Consider the following 26,448-nt stretch of genomic DNA (forward strand, 5'->3'; position numbering starts at 1 on the left):
CTCACCCCACCCGCGTCACCGACCGATAGAACTCCGACCGAAGCTCCTCCTCCGCCCGCGCCAGCTCCACCAGCTCCTCATCCGAGAACGGCGACTCCTCGCCATCATCCTCGACAGCCGCCTCGACATACGAAAGCGCCCGCCACACCACCGCCTCGTCATCCCGGAACTGCCCGATCCCCGTATTGCACGGCAAACACAACGCGAACCGGACCGCACCCGTCCGATGACAATGATCCACATGCTCGGGCGGCCGATCCCAGCACACCACGCACAACCCGTGCTGCGCCGAAATCATCCGCTCCACATCCTCGTGCCGCATCCGATAACGCTGCGACAGGTGATATGTCCGCGTCCGCGCCACCGGCACCTCACCACGCGCCTCCGGCAACACCACGAACTCCGGCCAGAGCACCTCCCCGGCCAGATAGAGCGCGGCCAGCTCCAGCAACACCGTGTTGTCGCCGAAGTGCCCGAGTCCGTTGTTGCAGTTGAAACAGAGAACGCCGCGGACCTGGCCGGTCGCGTGACAGTGGTCGACGAACGTGCCGGGGACGGCCCGGCAGATGGCGCAGAGCCCGCCCTGACGGGCGAGCATGCGCACGAAGTCGTCCTCTGTGATGCCGTAACGGCGCTTCAGGTGATAGTTCCGGGTGCTGCCATGATTCTTGATTCGTTCGTCTCGCATCACGGTGTTGTGACACGGCTTGCAGTAAGCAGCGAGCCCGGACTTCTCCGCCTTGTTGCGCCCGAAATCCGCAACAGGCTTGATCTCTTTACACCGAGGGCAATGCTTGTGCCCTTCCGGGACGGAGACCGCCTCTCGAACGGTCTTCCCCTGTTCGGCCTTCCGCTTGCGATAACTCTGAGTGGACCGCCGCCGGAAGCAGGCTCTGCAATACCGAGCCCGCCCGTCTGGTTGACGCTTGTTGAGCCCGAACTCCTCGATCGCCTTGACCTCGTCACAGTCCGGACACCGCTTCACGCCACCCGGCAATTCCACCCGATTTCCTCCCTTTTAGATGTCCGTTTTGCCCTACTCTCCGCCCTTCTGGACATAGCTGCGCACGAATTCCTCTGCGTTCTCTTCGAGAACTTCGTCGATTTCGTCCAGAATTGCGTCGACATCGTCAGTGAGCTTCTCCTGACGCTCCTGCACATCCGGCGCCGCCGAAGCCTCGGTCTCCTCGACTTCGGACTCGCGCCGCCCGGCCTGCTTCTGCCCGCCGGTGTCCTTGGTTGCCATGTCCTACCTCCGCTTGGGGGACTGCCTCTAGGCATATCTTCCCCGAACGGGCCGACATTTCGCGCCGAACGCCCAGCGATCTTGCCCACTTGACTAGATAGCGTTCCTATCCAACAATGAACCCCCGTACCGACAGGAGGTTCAGATGTCCCCTTCGTCCTTGAGCACGGTGGGTGTGCTCCTCATCACAGTCCCCGGAGTGGCCTACGGCGGCGTGACGCTGCTGAGGTTGCTCATGCGGAACGTTCCCGGCTACCTGGACAACCCGGTCCGTCGCGGCCTGTGGCGGGCGGGGCACGCGCATGCGGGCGTGCTGGTGCTGTTCGCGCTGGTGGCGATGCTGTACGTGGACCAGTCGGGGTTGCCGGAGGCGCTGAAGGCGGTCACGCGGACGCTGATCGTGGCGGCGCCGATCCTGATGCCGCTGGGCTTCTTCCTGTCGGTGGTGCGTCCTGGCGACACGAAGCCGAGCAAGCTGATCTATCTGACGGTGGCGGGCGGGGTGTGCCTGGCGGCGGGCACGCTGATGCTGGGGATCGGCCTGCTGTGAGCGGGCCGATCCCTGGGCGTCAGGTGGTCGTTCGCCGCCGGTGAGCGCCCCTGGGCGTCAGGCGGGTCATTCGCCGCCGGTGAGGGCGGAGACGAGCTCGGCGGCGGTCTTGCAGCGGTCGAAGAGCTCGCCGACGTGGGCCTTGGTGCCGCGCAGCGGTTCGAGGGTGGGGACGCGCTGGAGTGATTCGCGTCCGGGGATGTCGAAGATGACGGAGTCCCAGGAGGCGGCGGCGACGGATTCGCTGTACTGGCGCAGGCAGCGGCCGCGGAAGTAGGCCCGGGTGTCGTTGGGCGGGTGCTCTACGGCGCGCTGGACGTCTTCCTCGGTGACGAGGCGTTGCATGCGGCCGCGGGCGACGAGGCGGTTGTAGAGGCCTCGGTCGGGCCGGATGTCGGAGTACTGGAGGTCGACGAGCTGGAGCCTGGGGTGGGACCAGTTGAGGCCGTCGCGGCTGCGGTAGCCCTCGAGGAGTTCGAGTTTGGCGACCCAGTCGAGCTCGCGGGCGAGTTGCATGGGGTCTTCCGCGAGGCGGGTGAGGACGGATTCCCAGCGGTCGAGGATGTCCTTGTTCATCTCGTCCTGGGCGGTGCCGCGTTCTTCGACGTACTTGCGGGCTTGTTCGAGGTATTCCATCTGGAGCTGGACGGCGGTGAGCTTGCGTCCGTCGCGCATGGAGATCTCGTAGCGGCAGGTGGGGTCGTGGGAGACGGCCCGGAGTGCCTGTACGGGGTTCTCGACGGCGAGGTCGCGGCTGAGGAAGCCCTCTTCGATCATGGCGAGGACGAGTGCCGTGGTGCCGAGCTTCAGGTAGGTGGAGATCTCGGACATGTTGGCGTCGCCGATGATGACGTGGAGCCGCCGGTATTTCTCGGGGTCGGCGTGGGGTTCGTCGCGGGTGTTGATGATGGGCCGCTTGAGCGTGGTCTCGAGGCCGACTTCGACTTCGAAGAAGTCGGCGCGCTGGCTGATCTGGAAGCCTTCGCCGCGCGAATCCTGACCGATGCCCACCTTGCCGGCGCCGACGACGACCTGCCGGGAGACGAAGAAGGGGGTGAGGTGCCTGACGATGTCGGCGAAGGGGGTGGCGCGCCGCATCAGGTAGTTCTCGTGGCAGCCGTAGGAGGCGCCTTTGGCGTCGGTGTTGTTCTTGTAGAGCTGGATGGGGGCGTTGGAGGGGATGGCTGACGCGCGGGTGGCGGCGTCGTACATCACTCTCTCGCCGGCTTTGTCCCAGATGACGGCTGCCCGTGGGTTGGTGCATTCGGGCGAGCTGTATTCGGGGTGGGCGTGGTCGACGTAGAGCCTGGCTCCGTTGGTGAGGATGACGTTGGCCAGGCCGAGATCCTCGTCGGTGAGCTGGCTGGGGTCCGCCACTTCCCTTGCGAGGTCGAAGCCGCGCGCGTCGCGGAGCGGGTTCTCCTCCTCGAAGTCCCATCGTGCTCTGCGCGCGCGGGCCGCCGAGGCGGCCAGGTAGGCGTTCACGACCTGTGAGGAGGTCACCATCGCGTTGGCGCCTGGCTGGCCGGGTACGGAGATGCCGTACTCGGTCTCGATGCCCATCACCCGACGCACCGTCATGCAACACCCTCTGTTCGTCCGGGTCTGTCTATCCGCCGTTTATATGCCCGAGCCTATGCCCTTCACAGTGCCCCAGGGCCACAGAGTTATGGCACCGACGTCTTTTCCATCTGTACGGCGGGAGCTGGTGGGGTTTGTGTAGGTCTGCGGGGCTTGAGTAGCCGCTGGATGGGGCGTTCGGCAAAGGAGTAGACGAGATACGACACGAGAATCGACACCAGTGTCGTGATCGTGGCGACGGCCCAGGGGGGCAGGTCGCCGGTGAGCAGCGGGATGAGGGCCACGGCGATGACGCTATGGAAGAGGTAAAGCGGGTATGTCGTGCCGCCGAGCGCGGTGAGCACGCGGGAGCTCCGCATGCGGAGCATCCCGAGTGCCATGAGGGCCATAACGGCGAAGATCAGCGTGAGGGTGATGATCACGCTGAGGTCCGTGACGGGCATGTTCTTGAACCCGGCCTGCTCGATGCGGCCGTGTACGCGGCCGAGGGCCGAATGCAGCGAAAGCCCGTAGGCGACGGCGACGTAGAGCCAGGGCAGCCATCCGCCGCCGCGCTTGTGCACGAGGTAGAGGGCCATGCCGGCGACGAAGTATCCGGCGTATCCGGGCATGACGGTCTCGCGGACGACGTCCGGCACGGCGATGTCGTTCTCGTCGAGGAGTTTGACGCCGAGTGCGGCGGCGAGCCAGACGCCGCCGAAGATCAGCACGCGCGCGCGGGTGACGCCGACGATGACCAGGATGGCGATCAGCAGGTAGAAGCGGAGCTCGGCCCAGAGCGACCAGTAGACGCCGCTGGCGTCGGTGACCTTGAACAGCCGCTGGAACATGCTGGCGTTCAGCAGGTATTCACCTGGGGAAAGTTTTGGGTCGAGCGCCTTGGCTCCGGTGAGGCCGTAGAGGGCGGCGACGGCGGCCAGGCTGAGCCAGTAGGCGGGGTAGAGGCGGACGAGCCTGGACCGGGCGAACGCGCCGAGCCCGCGCCCCCACACGCTCATGAGGATGACGAAGCCGCTGATGATGAAGAACAGTTCGACGCCGAGGATGCCGAGCCCGGCGAAGGGGGCCAAGGCGGGGAACAGCTCGGCGGGCCGGTCTCCCCAGACGGAGGCGTAGGCGACCAGGTAGTGGAAGGCGACGACCGCCAGGGCGGCGAGGAAGCGCAGCAGGTCGAGCTCGGCCAACCGGCCGTCTCCTCGGGCGTGTCTGGACCGGGACCGGTTGGGCTGTTGCACGCCCCCTTAGACGTCACTTCGATCACTTCGGTTCCACTGGTCCCTCCGTTCCCACGAGCAACACGCGTGCGGTGCGGTCGAGCCCGAGCGCGTCGCGGGTGGCGGGCGTGAGGGCGAGCAGCCCGGCGGCTCCTGCGGCGCCGCAGTCGGACAGGGCGACGCCGTGCCCGGCGAGCAGGCGGGTGGCCGCGGCGGCCTGCTCGTCGGTGATGGTGACGTAGAGGTCGGCGAGGCGGGACAGGAGCCGGTGCGCGAGGAGCGAGGGTTCGCGGCAGTCGAGCCTGCCGAGGGTGGTGGGGTGGCCGCCGACGCGGATGGGTTCGCCGGCACGGACGCTGGCGATGAGGCAGGGCGCGCCGTCCGGCTCGACGACGACGATCCTGGGCTGCTCGCCCCACCGGTCGCGCACGTACCCGGCCGCCGCGGCGGCGAGCCCGCCGACGCCCGCCTGCACGAACACATGGGTGGGCGCGCCGTCGTGCGGGCCTGTGGCCCCTTCTGAGGGCGGGAACGCGCCGGGGCCGGACAGTTCGTCGAACAGGACGCTGTAGCCGCGCATGACGTCCAGGGGGACGCTGGTGTAGCCGTCCCACGAGCTGTCGGCCACGAGCCGCCAGCCGTGCTCCTGGGCGGCGGCCATGGCGGCGGTCATGCCGGCCTCGTAGTCGTGGCCGGTGCGCCGCACCTGCGCGCCGAGCGCGCGCAGCCGCCGCGCGAACGCCTCGGGGACGCCTTCGCTCAGGTGCACGACGCACGGCACGCCCACCTCGGCGGCGCCGGCGGCCACCGAGATGCCGTGGTTGCCCGCGCTGGCGCACACGAACGGCGCGCCGCCGCCGTCGCGTTCTGCCAGCAGGTGCACGGCGTACGCGCCGCCGAGCGCCTTGAAGCTGCCCAGGCCCATGCGGCCGCTCTCGTCCTTGACGTACGCGACGCCCGCTCCGCCGAGGCCGGGGATGAGGTGGACGGGGGTGAGGCGGTAGGCGGGGTGGCGGGCGAAGTGGGCGCGGGCCTGGCGGGCGTGCTCCACGCCGATGAGTGCGCGGTCCTGGCCGGTGTACGGGGTGCGGCCTGGGTTGAGGTATTCCATGATCGCCATGCTAGGCGGGGCCCGATCTCCGGCCTTGGGCGTCGGTGTCGCCGGGCTGCCGGCGGCGCTCCCCCGTCAGCGCCGGTCCCGGGCGGCGGCGACGGCGGCCTGGCCGAGGCTGAGCCCGCCGTCGTTGGGCGGCACCCGTACGTGCTTGAGCACCCGGAACCCCGCCGCCCGCAGCCGCTGGACGGTGCGGTCGAGCAGGAGGGCGTTCTGGAAGACGCCGCCGGAAAGGGCGACGGCGGTGAGCCCGGTGCTCTGCCGGAGGGCGACGCAGGTGCGGGTGATGGCGGCGGCGACGCCGTTGTGGAAGCGTCCGGCGATGACGCCGGGGCCGGTGCCGGCGGCGAGGTCGGCGGCGGCGGCGCGGACGAGGTCGCCGCCCTCGACGATGAGGGGGCCTGCGGGGGCGGTGGTGATGGCGGCGTCGTAGGCGCCGGTCTCCGCCGGGTCGGCGCGCTGTTCGAGCTCGATGGCGGCCTGCCCCTCGTAGGTGATCTTGTCGCGGACGCCGAGGAGCGCGGAGACGGCGTCGAAGAGGCGGCCGGCGCTGGAGGTGAGGGGCGCGTCGGCCGCCAGGCGCAGGACGTCCGCCCAGTGTTCGGCGTTGCGTTCGGTGACGGCGAGGCCGGGGTGCTGGTCGCGCAGGTAGGCGGCGGTCATGCGCCAGGGCTGCCGGATGGCGGCGGCGCCGCCCGGCATGGGGACCTGGGCGAGGTGGCCGAGGCGTTCGTAGCCGGTGAGGTCGGCGCGCAGGAACTCGCCGCCCCACAGGGTGCCGTCGGTGCCGTGGCCGAGCCCGTCGAAGGCCACGCCGATCACGGGGCCCGGGTCGCCGTTGTCGGCGAGGCAGGAGGCGATGTGGGCGTGGTGGTGCTGGACGCCGACGTGGTCGACGCCGTGGATGTCGAGGGCGTGCCGGGTGGACAGGTAGCCGGGGTGCAGGTCGTGGGCGACGATCTCGGGGCGGATGTCGAACAGGCCGCAGTAGTGGTCGATGCCTTCGATGAAGGAGCGCAGGGTCTCGTGGTTCTCGAGGTCGCCGATGTGCGGGGAGACGAAGGCGCGCCGGCCTTGGGCCAGGCAGAAGGTGCTTTTCAGTTCGGCGCCGCAGGCGAGGACGGGCCTGGGGACCGGCCGGCGAAGGGCTAGAGGTTCGGGGGCGTAGCCGCGGGCGCGGCGCAGCACGGTGATGGCGCCGGGCAGGGGGCGGATGACGGAGTCGTCGGCGCGCAGGTGGATGGCGCGGTCGTGGGTGAGGAAGGCGTCGGCGATGCCGGCGAGGCGGGTGAGGGCGTCGTCGTCCTCGTAGGCGATGGGCTCGTCGGAGACGTTGCCGCTGGTCAGGACGATGGGTTCGGCGAGTTCGGCGAGCAGCAGGTGGTGCAGGGCCGTGTAGGGGAGCATGATTCCGAGGCTGCGGTTGCCGGGCGCGACGGAGGGGGCGACGGGGGCGCCGTCGCGGCGGGGCAGCAGCACGATGGGGCGGGCGCGGCCGGCGAGGAGGGCGGCGGCGGTGTCGTCGACGTGCGCGATCCGGCGGGCCTGGGCGAGGTCGGCGGCCATGACGGCGAACGGTTTTTCCTCTCGGTGCTTGCGGCCGCGCAGGGCGGCGGTGGCGCGTTCGTCGGAGGCGGTGACGGCGAGGTGGTAACCGCCGAGGCCCTTGACGGCGACGACGCGTCCGGCGCGCAGGAGGACGGCGGCGCAGGCGACGGGGTCGCCGCACAGTTCGGTGCCGCGCTGGTCGCGCAGCAGCAGCCGGGGCCCGCAGGCGGGGCAGCAGGTGGGCTGGGCGTGGTAGCGGCGGTCGCCGGGGTCGTGGTATTCGCGGGCGCAGTCGCCGCACATGCCGTATCCGGCCATGGTGGTCATGAGCCGGTCGTAGGGGACGCCGCGCACGATGGTGAAGCGGGGGCCGCAGTTGGTGCAGTTGATGAACGGGTAGCGGTGGCGGCGGTCGGCCGGGTCGGCGAGTTCGCGCAGGCAGTCGTCGCAGGTGGCGGTGTCGGCGGAGACGAGGGCGCGGCGGGGGCCCGCGGGGTCGCTGGTGGCGATGGTGAAGCCGCTGTGGCCGGCGGGCTCGCCGCTGACGACGGTGACGCGTTCGATCGCGGACAGGGCGGGGGCGTCGCGTTCGAGTGCGGTGAGGAACTCCTCGACGCCGTCGTGCGCCCCTTCGACCTCGATGTGGACGCCGTTGACGTCGTTGTGCACGCGTCCGGCGAGGCCGAGCCGGTTGGCGAGCGAGTAGACGAAGGGCCGGAAGCCGACCCCCTGGACGATGCCTTCGATGTGCACGTCTACTCGTTTGAGCGTGGTCACAGGGCCAGTGTGCGCCTCATCGGGGTGGTGTGCATGCGTATCGGCCGTGTCGCGGCGCGTTCTGCGTGTCTTCCGCGAGGGAGCTTTCTCACTCTTGCGGAACAACCCGGACGAGCCGGACAGGCGGCAGGGCCGGGCGGGGCGTGCCCGCTCGGCCCTGCCGTCCAGGGGTTCTACAGGTACTGACCGGTGTTGGCGACGGTGTCGATGGACCGGCCGGCTTCGGTGCCCTGCTTGCCGGAGACGAGCGTGCGGATGTAGACGATCCGCTCGCCCTTCTTGCCGGAGATGCGGGCCCAGTCGTCGGGGTTGGTGGTGTTGGGCAGGTCCTCGTTCTCGGAGAACTCGTCCACGCAGGCCGTGAGCAGGTGCTGCACCCGCAGGCCCTTCTGGCCGCTCTCGAGGAACTGCTTGATGGCCATCTTCTTGCCCCGGTCGACGATGTTCTGGATCATCGCGCCGGAGTTGAAGTCCTTGAAGTACAGGACTTCCTTGTCGCCGTTGGCGTAGGTCACCTCGAGGAAGCGGTTCTCCTCGCTCTCGGTGTACATGCGCTCCACGACGCTCTGGATCATGCCCTGGATGGTGGCCGCGCGGGAGTCGGAGTGCTCCGCGAGGTCATCGGGGTGCAGGGGCAGGTCGGAGACGAGGTACTTGGAGAAGATGTCCTTGGCCGCCTCGGCGTCCGGCCGCTCGATCTTGATCTTGACGTCCAGGCGGCCGGGCCGCAGGATCGCCGGGTCGATCATGTCCTCGCGGTTGGAGGCGCCGATGACGATGACGTTCTCCAGCCCCTCGACGCCGTCGATCTCCGACAGCAGCTGAGGGACGATGGTGTTCTCCACGTCGGAGGACACGCCGGAGCCCCGGGTCCGGAAGATCGAGTCCATCTCGTCGAAGAACACGATCACCGGGGTGCCCTCTGAGGCCTTCTCGCGGGCCCGCTGGAAGACCAGGCGGATGTGCCGCTCGGTCTCGCCGACGTACTTGTTGAGCAGCTCCGGGCCCTTGATGTTGAGGAAGAAGCTCTTGCCGGACTGGCCGGTCTTCTCCGCGACCTGCTTGGCCAGGGAGTTGGCGACGGCCTTGGCGATGAGCGTCTTGCCGCATCCGGGCGGCCCGTACAGGAGCACGCCCTTGGGGGGACGGAGCTTGTGCTCGCGGAACAGGTCGGCGTGCAGGTAGGGAAGCTCGATGGCGTCCCTGATCTGCTCGATCTGCCGCATGAGGCCGCCGATCTCCTCGTAGGAGATGTCGGGAACCTCTTCGAGCACGAGTTCTTCGACTTCGGACTTGGGTATCCGCTCGTAGACGTAGCCGGAGCGAGGTTCGAGCAGGAGTGAGTCTCCCGCCCTGATGGGCTGGCCGACCAGCGACTCGGCCAGTCGCACGACGCGCTCTTCGTCGGCGTGCGAGATCACCAGGGCACGCTTGCCCTCGTCGAGCAGTTCCTTGAGCATCACGATCTCGCCGACCTCTTCGTAGCCGAGCGCCTCGACCACGTTGAGCGCCTCGTTGAGCATGACCTCCTGGCCACGCCGCAGCGAGTCGACGTCGACGGCTGGGCTGACGTTCACGCGGAGCTTGCGCCCTCCGGTGAACACCTCGATCGTGCCGTCTTCTCTGGCCTCCAGGAAGGTGCCGAAGCCGGATGGCGGCTGCGCCAGCCGGTCGACCTCCTCCTTGAGTGCGACGATTTGGTCCCTGGCCTCCTTGAGGGTCGCCACCAGGCGTTCGTTCTGGCCTGTCACGGCCGCGAGATTCGCCTGTGCCTCATGGAGACGCTCTTCGAGGACCCTGGCCTGACGGGGTGACTCGGCCAGCTTCCGCCTCAGCGCGGTGATCTCCTCCTGGAGGAAGGAGACCTGTGTTGAAAGATCAGCGACCTCCCGTTCGCGCTGCGCGGCTCGAGCCTCAGCATCATCGCGAGCTGCCACGCCCCGTCACCTCCTTCCCAGTCGAGAGCGACTACTAAGGACCTTACCTATCTCGGGCCCCTCCGTAACCTGGCCGGGCAGTGTTCGTAGAGTGACATTCAGTATTCGTTGAATAATCCCCAATAGTGCGTTTAATACTCCCAGCATATGAACACGGCGGTCTGTTCCCGTGTCACGCACCAACGCACCCTCGTGGCCAAATTGTCATAGTTCTTCAGTGGTCCCCTTCGGTCGACGACGGCGCGGCGGCGGGGTCACGCCGTCGGCCATGCGCCGGGCGATGACGAGGAACCCGGTGTGGCCGATCATCCGGTGATCGGGCCTTACGGCGAGTCCTTCGACATGCCAGTCGCGAACCAGGGTCTCCCACGCATGCGGCTCGGTGAAACACCCGTGATCGCGAATCACCTCGACCGTCTTGGACAACTGGGTCGTCGTGGCCACGTAACAGCAGATCACGCCGCCCGGCGTGAGGGCCTTGGCGGCGGCGTCCACGCACTCCCACGGGGCGAGCATGTCGAGGATGACGCGGTCGACGTCCGCCTCGTCGATCGAGGACACCAGGTCGCCGACGACCAGGCGCCAGTTGTCGTCCATGGCCCCGCCGTAGAACTTCTCGACGTTCTTGCGCGCGACGTCGGCGAACTCCTCGCGCCGCTCGTAGGAGGTGACGTGCCCCTCGGGGCCGACGGCGCGCAGCAGGAAGCAGGTCAGCGCGCCGGAGCCGACGCCGGCCTCGATGACGCGGGCGCCGGGGAAGATGTCGGCCATGCCGACGATCATCGAGGCGTCCTTGGGGTAGATGACGGCCGCGCCGCGCGGCATGGCGAGCGTGTAGTCCTGCAGGAGGTGGCGGAAGGCGAGGTACTGGGTGCCGCCGGAGGAGCGCACGACGGAGCCTTCAGGCTGCCCGATCAGGTCGCTGTGCGGGATGGCGCCCTTGTGGGTGTGGAAGACGCCGTCCTCCTTGAGCGTGATCGTGTGGCGCTTGTTCTTGGGGTCGGTGAGCTGCACCTGATCCCCTGCCTGGAACGGCCCATGCCTGCGGAAACCCATGGCGGCAAGGGTATAGGGGTTTTGGTCGCGTCCTGACGCACGGTATCTATGGGGGGTGTTTGCGCGTGATGTGATCTCGGCCGGCCCCCTCGTCCTGCGCCCCCCTTCGCAGGACGACGCCGAGCCGCTGGTGAAGATGTGTGACGATCCGGTGACGGCCAGGTTCATGCCGTCGTTGCCGCAGCCGTACGAGCTGGGCCACGCCCTCGACTACCTGGGCCGCGCGCCCGGGATGTGGGAGGACGGCGGCGCGCAGTACGCGATCACGGAGGGCGGGCGGTTCGCCGGCCTGGTGTGGCTGGGGCCCCCGGATCGGCAGGGCGTCTCGGACACCGGCTACGTGGTGGCGCCGTGGGCGCGCGGCGGGGCCGTGGCGGCGACGGCGGTGCGGGCGCTCACCGACTGGGCCTTCGACCAGGGGGTGCGCCGGGTCGAGCTGCAGGCCGAGGTGGAGAACGTGGCGAGCCTGCGGGCGGCGTACCGGGCGGGTTTCCGCGAGGAAGGGCTGCGGCGGGAGGCGAAGCGGACGCGTGACGGGCGGTTCGCCGACCATGTGACGTTCGCCAGGCTGCGTGGGGAGGCGGCGCCGGCGGTGGAGCCGTACCTGCCGCTGCCGGAGGACGGCGAGCTGCGCGACGAGGTGGTGCGGCTGGTGCCGATGGCGCTCGGCGACGCCGCCGACTACCACCGGATGATCACCGAGCCGAGCGTGGCGGCGTACTCGGTGACGCCGCCCAGCACGCTGGAGGACGCCGAGCGGCGCTGCCGCTACACCGGCTACTGGTGGCTGTCGGGGCAGCGGGCCGAGATCGCGATCAGGGACGCGGCCTCGGGGGCGTTCGCCGGGCACATCCAGCTCATGCAGGTGGTGCCGGTGCTGGGGCAGGCCATGATCGGCTACTCGCTGCTGCCCGCCTTCCGGGGGCGCGGCTTCATGACGCGGGCGGTGCGGCTGCTGGCCGACTGGGCGTTCGCGCGCACGGCCCTGCACCGGATCGTGGCGGGCACCGACGTGGACAACACGGCCTCGCACGCGGTGCTGGAGCGCACGGGGTTCCGGCGCGAGGGCGTGCACAAGGAGTTCCTGCCGCGGCCGGACGGCACGCGGGCGGACGACCTCCAGTGGGTGCGGACACGCCCGGCCTAGCCCGGGGCGGCTCGGGCGGCTTGGAGTGGCGGCTGTCCGCTTCTGTGCCGGACGGCTCTCGTTGGGGCGTCGTGGCCTGCGTGGGAGTGGGGTGACGGCGTCAGGACGTGACGGCGGTGTTGCGGCGGGACCGGACGGCAGGGCCGAAATTGGCAAAAATCCTGATTTCCTGTTGAGGGGTAGTCAAGGGCCGCGTCGAGGGCGATAGTCAGGGCACCCGCAGGCGAGAATCGTGTGATCGGGCTGCGCGATCTCGCCCCCTCCGCTCCGAGGGGATTCCGCGATGCCATACAACCGTGTCGATGTCGCCATGCGCGACCTTCTCTCCGCGTTCTCCGTCCTGGAGGCGGCGGAGCTGACCGGCCGGCTGGCGCGCACCGCCGCCGCCGTCGCGGGCACCGCCTACGCCGGGTTCGTCCGCGTGGACGCGCTCCGCCAGGAGGCCTGCCCCCTGCATGTGCACGCGCCGCCCGGTGACCCGCTGCGCCTGCGGCGGTGGCTGGCCGAGTCGGGGGTGCTGAAGGAACTCGCCGCGTCCTGCGACGCGGTGCGGCTGCCGCCGGACGTCTCGATGGGCGAGCCCGGATTCCTGGCCATGCCCGTGCCGGTGCCGGCGCGGGACCACGTGTTCGTGTGGGTGGCGGGGCGGGGGTTCTGCGATGGTGACGAGCATCTGCTGGGACGCTTCGCGACGGCGGCGGGGCGGGCGCTGGAGGCGGCCAGCGGGTGTGAGGCGGCTGCGCGTCTGTTGCGGGGCGTACGGGCTTTCCGACCGGTGCCGCCGTGATCCGCTGACTTGGAGGCGGGCCGGAAGTCGGGATGGGGTTGGCCGGTATGGGAGCGCATTCATGGCGAGGCGCTGCTTAACGGGCGGGAATCCGTTCCGGAGTTCCTGAAGGATCTTCACGATTTAACGGATTAGGCGAGATATTGGTGGCATTTCGCGATTTCGCAGAATATAACCTTCACCGCCCTCTCCCCACCAGCCCGCCACCCTCCCCTGAGACGCCATTCCGGGCGCGGCACCGCTCGGGCCTGGCCTCCCGGGCGGCGCTCTCCGCGCGCCCGCCCGGCCCTGGAACGGCGCCTGCGGCGCGTCGCAGCCGTCGCGCGCCACGCCTCGACCCGCCTCACGGACGCCGCATGCCCACCTGCGAATACCGCGGACGCCGCCTTTCCACGCGTCGCACATCCCGCCCCTCAACGCACCCTTGATGCGCATATATCACCTTTCGCCTTGATAGGCCGTGGAGCGAAGTAAGCGGTCACCTTCGCCCCCTCGTTCCGATAGCGTGAGCGCTCATGAGGGTGCTGATCGTGGGCGGAAGCGGGTTCCTCGGCGGCGAGCTCGTACGACGATGCGCCGCCGCCGGCCACGACGTCGGCGCCACCTACCTCACCAACCCCGCAGACCCCGCACAGGCGACCTGGCTCCCCCTGGACCTGCGCACGAGGCAAGAGGTGGCCACCGTCCTCGGCACGTTCGCGCCCGAGGTGACGATCAACGCCGCCTACCGCCAGTCCGACTGGGCGACCACCGCCGACGGCGCCGCACACGTGGCGGCGGAAGTGGCGCGCGGCGGCGGGCGGCTGGTGCAGGTCTCCAGCGACGCGGTCTTCTCGGGCGCTCAGGAGCGGTACGACGAGACGTGCCCGCCCGACCCGATCACCCCGTACGGCGCGGCCAAGGCGGCGGCGGAGACGGCCGTGGGGGCCGCGCTGCCCGGGGCGGCGATCGTCAGGACGTCGCTCATCGTCGGGCACGGCCGGTCGGTCCACGAGGCGCTGGTGCGGTCGCTGGCCACGGGGGCGAGTGACGGGGCGCTGTTCACGGACGACGTGCGGTGCCCGGTCCACGTCTGCGACCTGGCGGCGGCGCTGCTGGAGGTGGCGGAGCGGGGGTTGGGGGGCGTGCTGCACGTGGCGGGGGCCGACGCGGTGAGCCGGTACGAGCTGGGTGTGCTGATCGCCCGCAGGGACGGCCTGGACGCCTCCCGCCTCCGCGCCGGGAGCCGGGCCGGGGCGGGCGTGCCGGGGCCGCTGGAGGTGCGCCTGGACTGCTCGGCGACCCAGCGCCGGCTGACGACCCGGCTGCGCGGCGCCCGCGAGTTCCTGGCGGCACCCGACACCACCTGACGCAGGCCTGCCCGACCGCCAGCGCGAGGCGCACATGGCCGACCGCCGGCACGAGGCGCGTATGGCCGACCGCCGGCGCGAGACGCGCACGCCCGACCGCCGGCGCAAGGCGCACAAGAGCCCTGCGTCCAGCCGCCCGCACCCACCGACCTGAGACGCGGCGCAGGCGGGCGGCCGGACAACGAGGTCCTACCCCCGGTGCGCCTCGAAGCGAAGCGTCCGGGACACCCCCACCCGAACAGTGGTCCCCGGCGCGATCGTCACCGGCTCGTTCGGCGGGATGTCGTAGAAGTTCGGATCGCCGGGCGGCTGGATCTGCGTCCCGTTGACGGACCCCAGGTCCACCAGGTTCACGTCCCACCCGTCGAGCGCCACCCGCAGATGCCGCCGCGACACCGACCCGTCCGGGCTGGTGACCTTGGCGGGCCTGGCGGTGCCGCCGGCGACCTCCGGCGCCCGTTCCGGGTCGCGGCCGAGGAGGTAGTCGCTCTCCAGCGGCAGCGCGGTCCCGTCGTCCAGAATGAGGACGCCGAGCGACGGTCGCGGCCCCTTGTACGGCACGAGCGTGCGCTGCACCAGCGCGATGCCGCACACCGCGCAGTACGGCACACGGGGGTCGTTGAAGTGGTCGTTCTTGCAGTCGACGCCGTAGACGAGCGGCCGGTCGCCGTGGTCGCCCTGCTGCTCCTGCTGCGGCGGCCCCGGGTGGTCGTACTGGTCGGGCGGGCCGAGCACGGGCGGCGCGGGCTGGTCGTAGTGGTCGGGCGGGCCGAGGTGCTGCGGGACGGGCTGGTCGCCGACGCCGTTGCCGGAGGCGGGCACCTCGTCGTAGGACGGGTACTGCGGCTGCTCGGGCAGGGACGGCGGCTGCTCCTGGTAGAGGGGCTCCTGCGGCGGCAGGTAGGGGGCCGGCTCCTGGGGCGTGTGGTAGGCGGGCGGCTCCATCGGCGCGGGCTGGGGGCCGGAGGGCGGGCCGGGCGCGATGGGCGGCTGGTCGGCCATCGGGTACGGCGGGCGCTCGACGGGCTGCTGCTGCTGCTGGGGCTGGTGCTGGGGCTGCTGGACGAGGTCGGGCTCGAGGTGGAAACCCGTGGCGGGCAGCTCGCTGGTCAGGAGCCTGGGCTGGGCGGGGGCGGCGGGCCGGCCGGTGAACTCGCCGGTGAGGTCGCCGACGAGGCCGCCGCCGTGCACGATGCCGCCGTCGAAGCGGACGGCCGGGTGCGGGCTGCCCGCGCCGGGCAGGCTGAGCTCGACGCGCTCGACGGGGCCGTTGACGAGGCGGTCGGCCCAGGTGAGGGAGTCGCTGCCGGCCAGCCGGGTCTCGCCGCCCGAGGTGGTGATGGTGGCCGAGGCGGAGCCGCTGACGAGGACGGCGACGCCGGCGCCGACGGGGCCGGCGACCGCGCAGGTGGCGGGGTCGGAGGCCATGTTGGCCGCCAGGACCTGAGCGGCGCGGCGGGCCAGCGCCCGGCCGTCACCGCCGGAGGCGGCGGTCTCGCGCAGCGCCTCGATCAGGGCGTCGGCGGCCGACTCGGCCGAGTCGCACACCAGCAGCAGCCCGCCTTCGTAGGCGACAAGCCCGTTTCCAGGAAGCGGACGCACCACTCCGAAGCCTTGGTCGGTCATGCGTCCTCCTTCATGACGACCGTGCTGCGCTCATTGGTGCCCTCGCTGCGCTCGGTCACTCAACTCTCCTCCCCGGAAGCCGGCGTTGTTACGGCACCCGCACTGCCGTGCTGGCCACCAGCCATACGCATACCCAGACGGCGGGGCCGTGTCGCGGCCCCCTCGTCTCGATTCGGTGAACCGGCGGACCGCGGCGAACCCCTCAACTGTGCAAGTTTGGCCAAACAGAACACTATCGGCCAGTCGCGGCATCGCAGAAATCGCGGGGGTCGGCTTCGGCCGCCTGAAACTGCTGGACACGACCCTATCGAGGGGTCGCCTCAGAAACGAGTGGGACAAATCAGACGCCGCTGAAAACTCGGTTCACGTCGGCGGTCGAGAGCACGCCGAAGATCTCGCCGCCGTCCTCGACCAGCAGGTACTCGCTGCCGGGCGCCTCGCGCATGGCCTCGATCAGTGGCTCTCCCGTCAGGCCGGCGGCCAGCACCATGCGCGGCTCCAGCGACTTGGCCAGGGAGGCCACGTTCACCCACGGGCGCCGGTGCTCGGGGGTGGCCTGGACGGCGGCCTCGTTGACGATGGCGACGGGCCTGCCGTCGTGGTCGACGACGACGAGCGCGCCCGCGTGGCGTTCGGTGGCCTGCCGCAGCGCCTCCGACAGCGGCGTCTCGGCGGTCACCGGGATCGCCCTGCGCGCCAGGACGCGCGCGTTGACCTGAGGGATCCTGGCCCTGATCTTGGCCAGGCGCAGCGACTGGCTCGCGCCCATCCAGATGAACGAGGCCAGCACCAGCGGCCACACCAGGTTGGTCAGGCTCAGCTCCCGCCCGCCCGACAGCGCGCTCGCCACCGGGAACACCACGAGCAGCACGGCCAGCACCCGCCCGCCCCAGGCCGCCACGACGGTGCCGGAGCCGGGGTTGCGGGTGATCTTCCACACGCCGGCGCGCAGCATCCTTCCGCCGTCGAGCGGCAAGCCGGGCAGCAGGTTGAACACGCCGACGATGAGGTTGGCGAACCAGAGCTGCCAGGTGAGCACCTCGAGGATGCCGCCGTCGTTGATGACGTACACGTCGGCGACGAGGCCGAGCCCGGCCAGGCCGAGCGAGAGCGCCGGGCCCGCCGCGGCGACCATGAACTCCTTGCCCGGCGTCGGCGGCTCCTTCTCGATCTCGGACACGCCGCCGAGCAGGTAGAGGGTGATCCTGCGGACCGGCAGGCCGTACGCCTTGGCCAGGACGCTGTGCGCCAGCTCGTGCAGCAGCACCGAGACGTACAGCAGCACCGCGAACAGGAACGCCACCCCGTAGGCCGCGAAATCGTCGAGCTGGGGCAGCATCTGCCGCATCTGCGGCCCGAACATCACGGTGATGAACGCGGCCACCAGGAACCACGTCCACGACACGTACACCGGAATGCCGAACGGCTTCCCCATCCGGATGCCGGAGGACTCCTGCCGCGGGCTCTGCTCGCTCACCGCACTCCTTGAACGTCCATTACGTGCTGTTGCTGCCTTGATGCTACGCGCCCGATCACGTGTACCTCGTTGCGCGGAGGTTATTCTGTCGGGGTCTTGACCTAGAGTGCGGTGCATGACATTGACCGAGCCGGTGATCATCGGAGCTCTCTCCCCGTCCCGGGCGGGCGATTTCATGACGTGTCCGCTGCTCTACCGCTTCCGGGTGATCGACCAGCTCCCCGAGAAACCTTCGCAGGCGGCGGTGCGCGGCACGGTGGTCCACGCGGTGCTGGAGCGCCTGTACGACCTGCCCGCGCCGCGCCGCTCGGTGGAGGCGGCGCTGGAGCTGCTCGACCCGCAGTGGGAGCGGCTGCTGGCCGACGATCCGCAGTACGCGCAGATGTTCGCCGACGAGGCGGAGCAGGCCGAGTGGCTGGCGCAGGCGCGCGAGATGCTGCGGCGCTACTTCACCCTGGAGGACCCGACGCGCCTGGAGCCCGCCGAGCGCGAGCTGTACGTGGAGGCGGTGCTCGACGGCGGGCTCATGCTGCGGGGGTACGTCGACCGGCTCGACGTGGCGCCGACGGGCGAGGTCCGGGTCGTCGACTACAAGACGGGCAGCGCGCCAGGGCCCGACTTCGAGGCCAAGGCGCTGTTCCAGATGAAGTTCTACGCGCTGGTGCTGTGGCGGCTGCGCGGCAGCGTGCCGCGGTTGCTGCAGCTCGTCTACCTGGGCGGGCAGGGCGAGGTGCTGCGGTACGCGCCGGACGAGGCCGACCTGCTGGCCACCGAGCGCAAGGTGATGGCGTTGTGGGCGGCGATCGAGCGGTCGCTGGAGACGGGCGAGTGGCGGGCGCGGCGCAGCCGGTTGTGCGACTGGTGCGATCATCAGGCGTTGTGCCCGGAGTTCGGGGGGACGCCGCCGCCGGTGCCCGATCGTCAGCCCGGCGACACGACGCGTAGCAGCCGCCGGGCGGCCACTGACGAGCTGTAGGGGCGACGCCGCAGGCCTGGCGCGAGCCGGCCGGGCTCGTTCTCGAGGGTGGCCCGGCCGGCGCTAATCCTCCCACGGGAGGAGGTTCCGGTCTCTCACCTGGTCTTACAGTGAAGCGGTGCGCATAGACCGGAGCAGGCTCCACGACACGGTGCTCGCCGGAGTGGTGGCAGCGGCCTCCGTGACGTTGTACGCGCTCTACGGCCCCGACCGGTTGCAGGCCGAGGGCATCCCGGTGGAGGGCATGCGCCAGCCCGACCTGCTGGGCGCGCTGCTGCTGGTGGCGGCGTCGGCGCCGGTGGCGGTGCGGCGGCGCTGGCCGTTGTCGGCGATGTGCGCGGGCCTGGTGCCGGAGACGTTGCTGAACGCGCTCGGTTACGGGACGGGCATGTCGAGCCTGGCCGGCATCGTGCTGCTGTATTCGGTGGCGACCTACCGGGGGCTGGCGGTGTCGCTGGCGGGGCTGGTGCTGTCGCTGGTGACGTATCTGGCGGGCGCGGTGTCGAGCCCGGCGAGGGCGGGCAGTGCGAGCGAGTACGTGGTCACGGCGCTGGTGCTGGTGGCGGTGTGGGGGGCCGGGCGGAGCCTGCGGTTGCGGCGGGCGTACCTGGAGGAGCTGAAGGACCGGGCGACGCGGCTGGAGCGGGCGCACGCGGCGGACACGCGGGCGGCGCGGGCCGAGGAGCGGTCGAGGATCGCTCGTGAGCTGCACGACGTGGTGGCGCACCACGTCAGTGTGATGACGGTGCAGGCGGCGGCGGCGCGCAGGGTGCTGGCCTCCGATCCCGAGCTGGCGCGGGAGGCGTTGTCGGCGATCGAGAACACGGGGCGGCTGGCGATGACGGAGATGCGTAACATCGTGGGCGTGCTGCGTACCGACACCAGGGCGGACGCGCGGGCGGAGCTTGGCCCGCAGCCGGGTGTGCGGGATCTGCCCGCGCTGGTCGAGCAGATGCGGGAGGCGGGGCTGGCGACGCGGCTGCGGGTGGAGGGCGAGCCGGTGGAGCTGCCCGCCGGGGTGGATCTGGCGGCGTACCGGCTGGTCCAGGAGGGGCTGACGAACAGCCTGCGGCACGCGGGCGTGGGGGCGGAGGCGGTGGTGACGGTCCGGTACGAGCCGTATGAGCTGGACGTGCGGGTGGAGGATGACGGGGTGGGGGCCGTGCAGGAGACGGGACGTCCGCCGGGGCATGGTTTGGTGGGCATTCGCGAGCGTGTTGCCCTTTATGGTGGAATTCTGAACATCGGTCCGCTACCCGGGGGCGGTTTCGAGGTGCGGGCGAGGCTCCCGTTGAAGGACGGCCAATGACGATCAGGGTGCTGCTGGTGGACGACCAGCCGCTGCTGCGTACCGGTTTCCGGCTGATCCTGGAGGCCGAGCCCGACATCACGGTGGTGGGGCAGGCCGGCGACGGCAAGGGCGCGCAGGAGCAGACGCGGGCGCTGCTGCCGGACGTGGTGCTGATGGACATCCGGATGCCCGGGGTCGACGGCATCGAGGCGACCCGCAGGATCGTGCGGGAGGCCGCGCCGTCGGCGCACGTGCCGAAGGTGCTGGTGCTGACGACGTTCGACCTCGACGAGTACATCGTGGAGGCGCTGCGGTCGGGGGCGTCGGGGTTCCTGCTGAAGGACGTGCCGCCGGACGAGCTGGTGCAGGCGATCCGGGTGGTGGCGGCGGGCGACGCGATCGTGGCGCCGAGCGTGACGCGGCGGCTGCTGGACCGGTTCGCGGCGCGGCTGCCGTCGGCGTACGAGCAGGCGGCGCCGGCGCGGCTCGACCGGCTGACGGAGCGGGAGCTGGAGGTGCTGCGGCTCATCGCCAAGGGCATGTCGAACGCGGAGATCGCGGCCAAGCTGGTGGTGAGTGAGACCACGGTGAAGACGCACGTGGGCAACGTGCTGACGAAGCTGGGGCTGCGGGATCGGGTGCAGGCGGTGGTGCTGGCGTACGAGACGGGGCTGATCACGCCCGGGGCCATCAGCTAGCCGCGGGCAGGACGGCGGCGGCCCGTCCGGTCAAGGCCGGGCGGGCCGCCGCGATGTCGCGTCCTGGCCGGTCAGTCGGCCGTGGCGGCGGAGGCCGGCGCCTTCTCGGGGACGTTCTCCGGGAAGTGGCAGGCGACCTGGTGCCCGCTGGCCAGCTCGGCCAGCGGCGGCTCGACCTTCTTGCAGATGTCCTGGGCCTTCCAGCAGCGCGTGTGGAAGCGGCAGGCGGGCGGCGGGTTGAGCGGGCTGGGCACGTCGCCGGTCAGCCGGATGCGCTCGCGGTCCTTGCGCGCCTTCGGGTCGGGCACCGGCACGGCCGACAGCAGGGCGTTGGTGTACGGGTGCATGGGCGCCGCGTACAGGCTCTTGCGGTCGGCGATCTCGACGATCTTGCCGAGGTACATGACGGCGACCCGGTCGCTGATGTGCCGCACCACCGACAGGTCGTGGGCGATGACGACGTAGGTCAGGTCCAGCTCGTTCTGCAGGTCTTCGAGCAGGTTGACGACCTGGGCCTGGATGGACACGTCGAGCGCGGAGACGGGCTCGTCGGCGATGATCAGCTTGGGCTTGAGCGCGAGGGTGCGGGCGATGCCGATGCGCTGCCGCTGGCCGCCGGAGAACTCGTGCGGGTAGCGGTTGTAGTGCTCGGGGTTGAGCCCGACCAGCTCCAGGATGTCCTGGACGGCCTTCTTGATGCCCTGCTCGGTCTGGATGCCCTGGATCCGGAACGGGGCGCCGACGATGGCGCCGACGGTGTGCCGGGGGTTGAGCGACGAGTACGGGTCCTGGAAGATCATCTGCATGTCGCGCCGGAGCGGCCGGAGCCTGCTCTGGTTCATGTGCGTGATGTCCTCGCCCTCGAAGAGGACCTTGCCGCCGGTGGGTTCGAGCAGCCGGGTCACCAGCCTGCCCGTGGTGGACTTGCCGCAGCCCGACTCCCCCACGAGGCCGAGCGTCTCGCCCTTGTAGACGTCGAAGCTGATCCCGTCGACCGCCTTGACGGCGCCCACCTGTCTCTTGAACAGGCCCTTGGTCACGGGGAAGTGCTTCTCCATGTCCCGTACGGACAGAAGCAGCTCGTTGTCGCTCACTGGGTCTCCAGCACTGGCTTGATCTCGTTCGCCCACAGGCTCTGCCGTTCGGCGCGGTCCATGTGGCAGCGCACCAGGTGGCCGCCCTCGGTCTCGGCGAGGGCCGGGACCTCGGTATCCGCCTTGCCCTGCGTGCGTTCCGCGTACGGGCAGCGGGGGTGGAAGGCGCAGCCGGACGGCACGTTGATCAGGGACGGCGGCGAGCCCTTGATCGGCAGCAGCCGTTCGGTGGGCTCGCGGTCGAGCCGTGGCATGGAGCCGAGCAGGCCCCACGTGTAGGGGTGTTCCGGCCGGTAGAAGATGTCCTCGGCGGTGCCGTACTCAACGCACTTGCCGCCGTACATGACGAGGATCTCGTCGGACAGCTCGGCCACCACGCCCAGGTCGTGCGTGATGATGATCAGCGCCGAGTTGAACTCGCGCTGCAGGTCGCGCATCAGGTCCAGGATCTGGGCCTGCACGGTCACGTCGAGTGCGGTGGTCGGCTCGTCGGCGATGAGCAGCTCGGGGTCGCACGAGAGCGCCATGGCGATCATGGCGCGCTGGCGCATGCCGCCGGAGAACTCGTGCGGGTAGCTGTCGACGCGCCGGCGCGGCTCGGGGATGCCGACGTGGCCGAGCATGTCGATGGCGTGCTTGCGGGCGACCTGCTTGGAGACGTCGTTGTGGATGCGGTACGCCTCGATGATCTGGTGCCCGACGGAGTAGAACGGGTGCATCGACGACAGCGGATCCTGGAAGATCATCGCCATCTTCTTGCCGCGCAGCTTGCGCACGTGCTCGGCGGAGGCGCCGATGAGCTCCTCGCCGTCGAGCCAGATCTCGCCGGAGAGCTGGGCCCGGCCGCCCTTGTGCAGGCCCAGGATGCCCAGGCTGGTCACGCTCTTGCCGGAGCCCGACTCGCCCACGATGCCCAGGGTCTTGCCCCGCTCCACGCCGAACGACAGCCCGTCGACGGACTTGACGAGGCCGTCGTCGGTCGGGAAGTGGATCTTCAGGTCCTTGACGTCAAGGAAGGTCACGAAAGCCTCACCCTCGGGTCGACCACGGCGTACAGGAGGTCGACGATCAGACTCGCGGCCACCACGAAGCCGGCGGCGACGAGCACGACGCCCATGACCTGCGGAAGGTCCTGGTTCCTGATCGCCAGGATGGCGAACTGGCCGAGCCCGGGCAGAGTATAGGTGGTCTCGGTGAGGATGGCGCCGCCGATGAGCAGGCCGAAGTCGATGCCGAACAGGGTCAGGATCGGCGTGAGCGCGGCGCGCAGGCCGTGCTTGACCACGACCTGGTTCTCGCGCAGGCCCTTGGCCCTGGCGGTGCGGATGTAGTCCTCGCCCATCGTCTCCAGCATGCCCGCCCGCGTCAGCCGCGCATAGGTGGCGGCGAACAGGAACGCCAGCGTGATCCACGGCAGCGTCAGGTTGTAGGCCCACTGCGCGGGGTTGGCCGTGAAGTCGGTCCAGGCGCCGCCGGGCGGTGTCCAGCCCAGGCCGTAGCTGAAGACGACCAGGGAGATCATGCCGGTGAAGAAGATCGGCAGGGACACGCCGGCGAGGGCGGTGCCCATCGAGATCCGGTCGAAGATGCTGCCTCTGCGCAGCGCGGACAGCACGCCCACGCTGACGCCGGCCAGCACCCACAGCAGCGCGGCGCCGAGGGCCAGGGAGAAGGTGACCGGCATGCGGTCGACCAGGTCAGGCCAGACGGGCTGCCCGCTGATGAAGGAGTAGCCGAAGCAGGGCGCGGGGCACTGCTCGACGCCGGCGCCGTAGTCGTACTCGGCGCCCGCGAACAGGCCCTTGACGAACCTGCCGTACTGCACGACCACCGGGTCGTTGAAGCCCAGGCGCTCCGCGACCAGGTGCACGGTCTCCGGAGTGGCGGCGCGCCCGACGTATCGCGAGGCGAGGGCCTCGGGTGTCGCCCCCGCCCATTGCGGCACCAGGAAGAAGATGCCGAAGGTGACCATGCTGATCACGATCAGCATGGCGACGGCGCCGATCAGGCGCCTGATGATGTATGTGACCACCGCTGTCGGCCGAGTGGCCCGCCCGCCGCGGGCGGGCCACTCCTGCCTTCACCTGCCTTCGCTAGATCCCCGGACCGCGTCCAGTAACCGTCACTGAACGCCGAGCATGACGTAGTCGTACATGCTCTGGCCCTCGTTGTAGGCGAGGTTCGTCACGCCCTCACCGCGCATGAGCAGCGACTTGGCCCACACGACGGGAAGGATGGAGGCGTCCTCCATGACCTTCTTGTCGACGTCGACCCACAGCTTGGCGCGGGCGGTGGCGTCGAGCTCGGCGGAGGCCTGGTCGATGAGCTTGTCGACCTCCGGGTTCTTGACGCTCAGGTTGTAGTTGCCGGCGTCGCGGATGGTACGGCTGTCGACGATGGCCTGCATGAAGCCGTAACCGTCGGGCCAGTCGGAGCCCCAGCCGTGGCTGGCCAGGCCGATGCCGTTCTCCTTGACGTAGTTGACGTTGCCGGCGTAGTCGGAGAAGTAGCTGGAGGCCGGGAAGCCCTTGAGGGTGAGCTTGATCCCGACGCGGGCCAGCGCCTGCTGCATCGCCTCGGCCAGCGCCTTCTCGCGCGGACGGTCGGAGCGGAAGGTCATGTTCGTGGCGAAGCCGTTGGGCTGGCCGCAGGCGGCGAGCGCCTCCTTGGCCTTGGCGACGTCACCCTTGTTGTCGGCGGAGGCGTACAGGTCGAACTTCTCCTGGCCGACGATGGGCGGCGGCATCACGTTCGTGGCGATGTCGCCACCGGCCACCGGGCCGCCGAAGGCGGTCTGGTTGGCGACGCGGTCGGCGGCCCACATGACGGCCTTGCGGCAGTCGATGTTGTCCAGCGGCTTGGTGTCGGGGATGACCGACACGTACCAGAGCCTCGGGATCGTGGGGTTGTCCGTCCGGGCCTTCAGCGCCGGGTCCGGCAGCACCTTGCCGAGCGCGGCGGGCTGCATGCCGGTGCCGGGGATGTCGAGCTGGACGCTGCCCGAGATGAGCTGGTTGTCCAGGTCGTCGGCGTTGACGTTGAGCTGGACCTCGATGCGGTCCGGCAGCGCGGGACGGTTCGGGTCGGTCGAGGCGTCCCATTGGTCGTTGCGGACCAGCGCGAAGCTCTTGCCGATCTCGTTCTTCTCGAACTTGTACGGGCCCGAGGAGACGACCTTCTCCTTGTACTTGGCGCCCGTGTCCTTGTCCTTCGGCACCGGAGCCGTCATCGGCATCTGGACGACGTAGTCCATCGACGCGAACGGCTTCTTCAGGTGGAAGACGAGCGTGGTGTCGTCGGTGGCCTCGACCGCCGACTTGTAGTCCACGTCCGGGGTCTTGTAGACGCCCTTGAAGTCCTTCGGCCAGTCGAGCAGCTCGTTGAGGTACGAGGGCCCGTGCGGGAAGGTCTCCTTGTCGAAGGAGCGGGCGACGCCGTAGGCCACGTCCTTGGCCGTGATCGGCGTGCCGTCCTCGAACTTCAGGCCGGCCTTGATCTTGTACGTCCAGGTCTTGCCGTCGGTGCTGGGCTCGCCGAGGCTCTCGGCCAGGTCGGGCACCACCGTGTTGCCGTCGGGGCCGGGGCCCGTCTTGTACATCGTCAGCGTCCGCCAGTAGAACCGGCCGAAGTTGAACGAGTAGCCGTAGTAGGTGTCGGCCGGGTCGAGGCTGTCCCAGTCGGAGGAGTGGGCCGCCTTGAGCGTCCCGCCCTTCTTCGTGGACGGGTTGTACACCGACGTCAGAGCGGCGTTGGCCACGGGTTGCGCGGCACTGCCTGCCGCCGACTGGGCGGGCTGGCTGGGAGTGCCGCCACCTCCGCCGCCACAGGCGGAGAGCACCAAGGCGAGCGCCGCTGTCGCAGCTCCTGCCAGTGCGTGTTTCCTTCTCATTGACTAACCCCTTGATGAGTGGGATGCGGGGGATGAAGCGTTGGCGGTTCAGTGCGCCCGCGGGTCGAAGGCGTCGCGGAGTCCGTCGCCGAACAGGTTGAACGCCAGGACGGTGATGAAGATCGCCAGACCCGGGAAGAGCACGAAGTGGGGCAGCGTGTAGAAGCGGACCGCTTCGGAGAGCATGCCGCCCCAGGTCGGGGTGGGCGGGTTGATGCCGACGCCGAGGAAGGACAGCGCGGCCTCGAACAGGATGTTGGTCGGGATGAGAAGAGTCGCGTAGACCAGGATCGGCGCCATCAGGTTCGGCAGGACCTCGCGGAACAGGATGTAGGTGTGGCTCGCGCCGAGGCTCCTGGCCGCGTCCACGAACTCGCGTTCGCGCAGCGACAGCGTCTGGCCGCGGACAAGCCGGCCGATGCTCGGCCAGCTGAAGAACCCGATGATGAAGATCAGCATCGCGATGCGCAGGCCGTCGCCCTCGAGCCCGAACCCCTCGTTGGGCATGACGCCCACCAGCGCGATCGCGAAGACCAGCAGGGGGAAGGCCAGGAAGACGTCCATGATGCGGCCGATGACCTGGTCGACCCAGCCGCCGAAGTAGCCGGCGACGACGCCCGCGACGGTGCCGATGACCACCGACACGATGGTGGCCAGAAAGCCGATCAGCAGCGAGATCCAGGCGCCGGACACGATGCGGCTGAAGATGTCGCGGCCGTTGACGGGCTCGACGCCGAGCAGGTACTCGCTGCCCATGCCGCCGAAGGTGCCCTTGGGCAGCAGCGTGTTCGGGTCGATCGCGTCCTGGTGGAACTCCAGCGGGGGGTGACCGAACAGGGAGACGATCGGTGAGGAGAAGACCGCCACGAGGATCAGCAGCACCACGACGATGCCGCCGCCGAGTGCGACCTTGTCGCGACGCAGGCGCATCCAGGCGATCCCGGTCAGCGACCGGCCCTGGATGGCCTTGCCCGCTCCCACGAGCACGGATTCCGGCTGCGCCTCCGCGGAACCGGGTACGTCTAGCGGTGCGGTCATGCCGTGATGCCCCCTGGTACAAGACAACGCTGTCTTAACGCGTGGTTGACTTC

Annotated in this window: 22 protein-coding genes; 7 read left to right on the forward strand and 15 right to left on the reverse strand. The window is 70.0% G+C overall.

Annotated elements, in window-relative coordinates; genetic code table 11:
• Position 1 precedes the first annotated feature (1 nt).
• Positions 2 to 1,003, reverse strand: coding sequence for an endonuclease domain-containing protein (locus tag FXF51_RS03755; protein WP_148432817.1), 1,002 nt, complete (start codon positions 1,001 to 1,003; stop codon positions 2 to 4).
• Positions 1,004 to 1,036: 33 nt separating this feature from the next.
• The gene (locus FXF51_RS03760) at positions 1,037 to 1,246 is read right to left on the reverse strand and encodes a ubiquitin-like protein Pup (RefSeq protein ID WP_148432818.1); all 210 of its coding nucleotides are present in this window, start codon (positions 1,244 to 1,246) and stop codon (positions 1,037 to 1,039) included.
• A gap of 145 nt (positions 1,247 to 1,391) precedes the next feature.
• On the opposite strand from FXF51_RS03760, the gene FXF51_RS03765 reads away from it, so the two are divergent.
• Complete coding sequence (locus FXF51_RS03765; protein ID WP_148432819.1) at positions 1,392 to 1,796, forward strand: hypothetical protein; 405 nt, start codon at positions 1,392 to 1,394, stop codon at positions 1,794 to 1,796.
• Positions 1,797 to 1,862: 66 nt separating this feature from the next.
• On the opposite strand, the gene dop is transcribed toward FXF51_RS03765, so the two are convergent.
• The 6 genes from dop to FXF51_RS03795 all read right to left on the reverse strand — a co-directional run bounded on the left by dop (position 1,863) and on the right by FXF51_RS03795 (position 11,023).
• On the reverse strand, positions 1,863 to 3,377 hold the full coding sequence (gene dop, locus FXF51_RS03770) for a depupylase/deamidase Dop (RefSeq protein WP_148432820.1): 1,515 nt from the start codon (positions 3,375 to 3,377) through the stop codon (positions 1,863 to 1,865).
• A gap of 86 nt (positions 3,378 to 3,463) precedes the next feature.
• Complete coding sequence (locus FXF51_RS03775) at positions 3,464 to 4,561, reverse strand: acyltransferase family protein (RefSeq protein WP_262379274.1); 1,098 nt, start codon at positions 4,559 to 4,561, stop codon at positions 3,464 to 3,466.
• A 73-nt stretch (positions 4,562 to 4,634) separates the two neighbouring features.
• Positions 4,635 to 5,702: a pyridoxal-phosphate dependent enzyme gene (locus FXF51_RS03780; RefSeq protein ID WP_148432822.1), complete on the reverse strand. Its 1,068-nt coding sequence runs from the start codon at positions 5,700 to 5,702 to the stop codon at positions 4,635 to 4,637.
• 75 nt (positions 5,703 to 5,777) lie between these two features.
• A complete protein-coding gene (hypF, locus tag FXF51_RS03785; RefSeq protein WP_222871114.1) occupies positions 5,778 to 8,030 on the reverse strand; it encodes a carbamoyltransferase HypF in 2,253 nt (750 codons plus the stop codon).
• Between the two features lie 173 nt (positions 8,031 to 8,203).
• A complete protein-coding gene (gene arc / locus FXF51_RS03790) occupies positions 8,204 to 9,967 on the reverse strand; it encodes a proteasome ATPase (RefSeq protein ID WP_148432823.1) in 1,764 nt (587 codons plus the stop codon).
• 204 nt (positions 9,968 to 10,171) lie between these two features.
• Positions 10,172 to 11,023: a tRNA (adenine-N1)-methyltransferase gene (locus FXF51_RS03795; RefSeq protein ID WP_148432824.1), complete on the reverse strand. Its 852-nt coding sequence runs from the start codon at positions 11,021 to 11,023 to the stop codon at positions 10,172 to 10,174.
• A gap of 55 nt (positions 11,024 to 11,078) precedes the next feature.
• On the opposite strand from FXF51_RS03795, the gene FXF51_RS03800 reads away from it, so the two are divergent.
• The 3 genes from FXF51_RS03800 to FXF51_RS03810 all read left to right on the forward strand — a co-directional run bounded on the left by FXF51_RS03800 (position 11,079) and on the right by FXF51_RS03810 (position 14,306).
• On the forward strand, positions 11,079 to 12,170 hold the full coding sequence (locus tag FXF51_RS03800) for a GNAT family N-acetyltransferase (RefSeq protein WP_148432825.1): 1,092 nt from the start codon (positions 11,079 to 11,081) through the stop codon (positions 12,168 to 12,170).
• A gap of 283 nt (positions 12,171 to 12,453) precedes the next feature.
• On the forward strand, positions 12,454 to 12,957 hold the full coding sequence (locus FXF51_RS03805) for a hypothetical protein (protein ID WP_148432826.1): 504 nt from the start codon (positions 12,454 to 12,456) through the stop codon (positions 12,955 to 12,957).
• 515 nt (positions 12,958 to 13,472) lie between these two features.
• Positions 13,473 to 14,306: an SDR family oxidoreductase gene (locus FXF51_RS03810; RefSeq protein ID WP_148432827.1), complete on the forward strand. Its 834-nt coding sequence runs from the start codon at positions 13,473 to 13,475 to the stop codon at positions 14,304 to 14,306.
• 189 nt (positions 14,307 to 14,495) lie between these two features.
• On the opposite strand, the gene FXF51_RS03815 is transcribed toward FXF51_RS03810, so the two are convergent.
• Complete coding sequence (locus FXF51_RS03815) at positions 14,496 to 15,932, reverse strand: FHA domain-containing protein (protein WP_148432828.1); 1,437 nt, start codon at positions 15,930 to 15,932, stop codon at positions 14,496 to 14,498.
• Positions 15,933 to 16,272: 340 nt separating this feature from the next.
• Positions 16,273 to 17,409 (reverse strand): site-2 protease family protein, encoded by a 1,137-nt coding sequence (locus FXF51_RS03820; RefSeq protein WP_262379275.1) that lies wholly within the window; start codon positions 17,407 to 17,409, stop codon positions 16,273 to 16,275.
• A 115-nt stretch (positions 17,410 to 17,524) separates the two neighbouring features.
• Between FXF51_RS03820 and FXF51_RS03825 the strand changes: the two genes are divergently transcribed.
• From FXF51_RS03825 to FXF51_RS03835, 3 genes are all read left to right on the forward strand, one after another.
• The gene (locus FXF51_RS03825) at positions 17,525 to 18,385 is read left to right on the forward strand and encodes a RecB family exonuclease (RefSeq protein ID WP_148432829.1); all 861 of its coding nucleotides are present in this window, start codon (positions 17,525 to 17,527) and stop codon (positions 18,383 to 18,385) included.
• A gap of 118 nt (positions 18,386 to 18,503) precedes the next feature.
• Positions 18,504 to 19,694 (forward strand): sensor histidine kinase, encoded by a 1,191-nt coding sequence (locus FXF51_RS03830; RefSeq protein ID WP_148432830.1) that lies wholly within the window; start codon positions 18,504 to 18,506, stop codon positions 19,692 to 19,694.
• Entirely contained in the window at positions 19,691 to 20,374 is a 684-nt protein-coding gene (locus FXF51_RS03835; protein WP_148432831.1) for a response regulator, read from the forward strand. The genes FXF51_RS03830 and FXF51_RS03835 overlap by 4 nt, the downstream gene beginning before the upstream one ends.
• 71 nt (positions 20,375 to 20,445) lie before the next feature.
• Here FXF51_RS03835 and FXF51_RS03840 read toward each other — a convergent pair whose 3' ends face one another.
• The 5 genes from FXF51_RS03840 to FXF51_RS03860 form a co-directional block, all read right to left on the reverse strand.
• Complete coding sequence (locus FXF51_RS03840) at positions 20,446 to 21,432, reverse strand: ABC transporter ATP-binding protein (RefSeq protein ID WP_222871127.1); 987 nt, start codon at positions 21,430 to 21,432, stop codon at positions 20,446 to 20,448.
• A 32-nt stretch (positions 21,433 to 21,464) separates the two neighbouring features.
• Positions 21,465 to 22,490: an ABC transporter ATP-binding protein gene (locus FXF51_RS03845; protein ID WP_148432833.1), complete on the reverse strand. Its 1,026-nt coding sequence runs from the start codon at positions 22,488 to 22,490 to the stop codon at positions 21,465 to 21,467.
• A complete protein-coding gene (locus tag FXF51_RS03850) occupies positions 22,487 to 23,500 on the reverse strand; it encodes an ABC transporter permease (RefSeq protein ID WP_148432834.1) in 1,014 nt (337 codons plus the stop codon). The genes FXF51_RS03845 and FXF51_RS03850 overlap by 4 nt, the downstream gene beginning before the upstream one ends.
• 90 nt (positions 23,501 to 23,590) lie before the next feature.
• Positions 23,591 to 25,357, reverse strand: coding sequence for an ABC transporter substrate-binding protein (locus tag FXF51_RS03855; protein ID WP_187414159.1), 1,767 nt, complete (start codon positions 25,355 to 25,357; stop codon positions 23,591 to 23,593).
• Positions 25,358 to 25,405: 48 nt separating this feature from the next.
• Positions 25,406 to 26,395 (reverse strand): ABC transporter permease, encoded by a 990-nt coding sequence (locus FXF51_RS03860; RefSeq protein ID WP_148432835.1) that lies wholly within the window; start codon positions 26,393 to 26,395, stop codon positions 25,406 to 25,408.
• Between the last annotated feature and the right edge of the window lie 53 nt (positions 26,396 to 26,448).

The organism is Nonomuraea sp. PA05 (genome assembly GCF_008086045.1).
In the GTDB taxonomy this organism is placed as follows: domain Bacteria; phylum Actinomycetota; class Actinomycetes; order Streptosporangiales; family Streptosporangiaceae; genus Nonomuraea; species Nonomuraea monospora.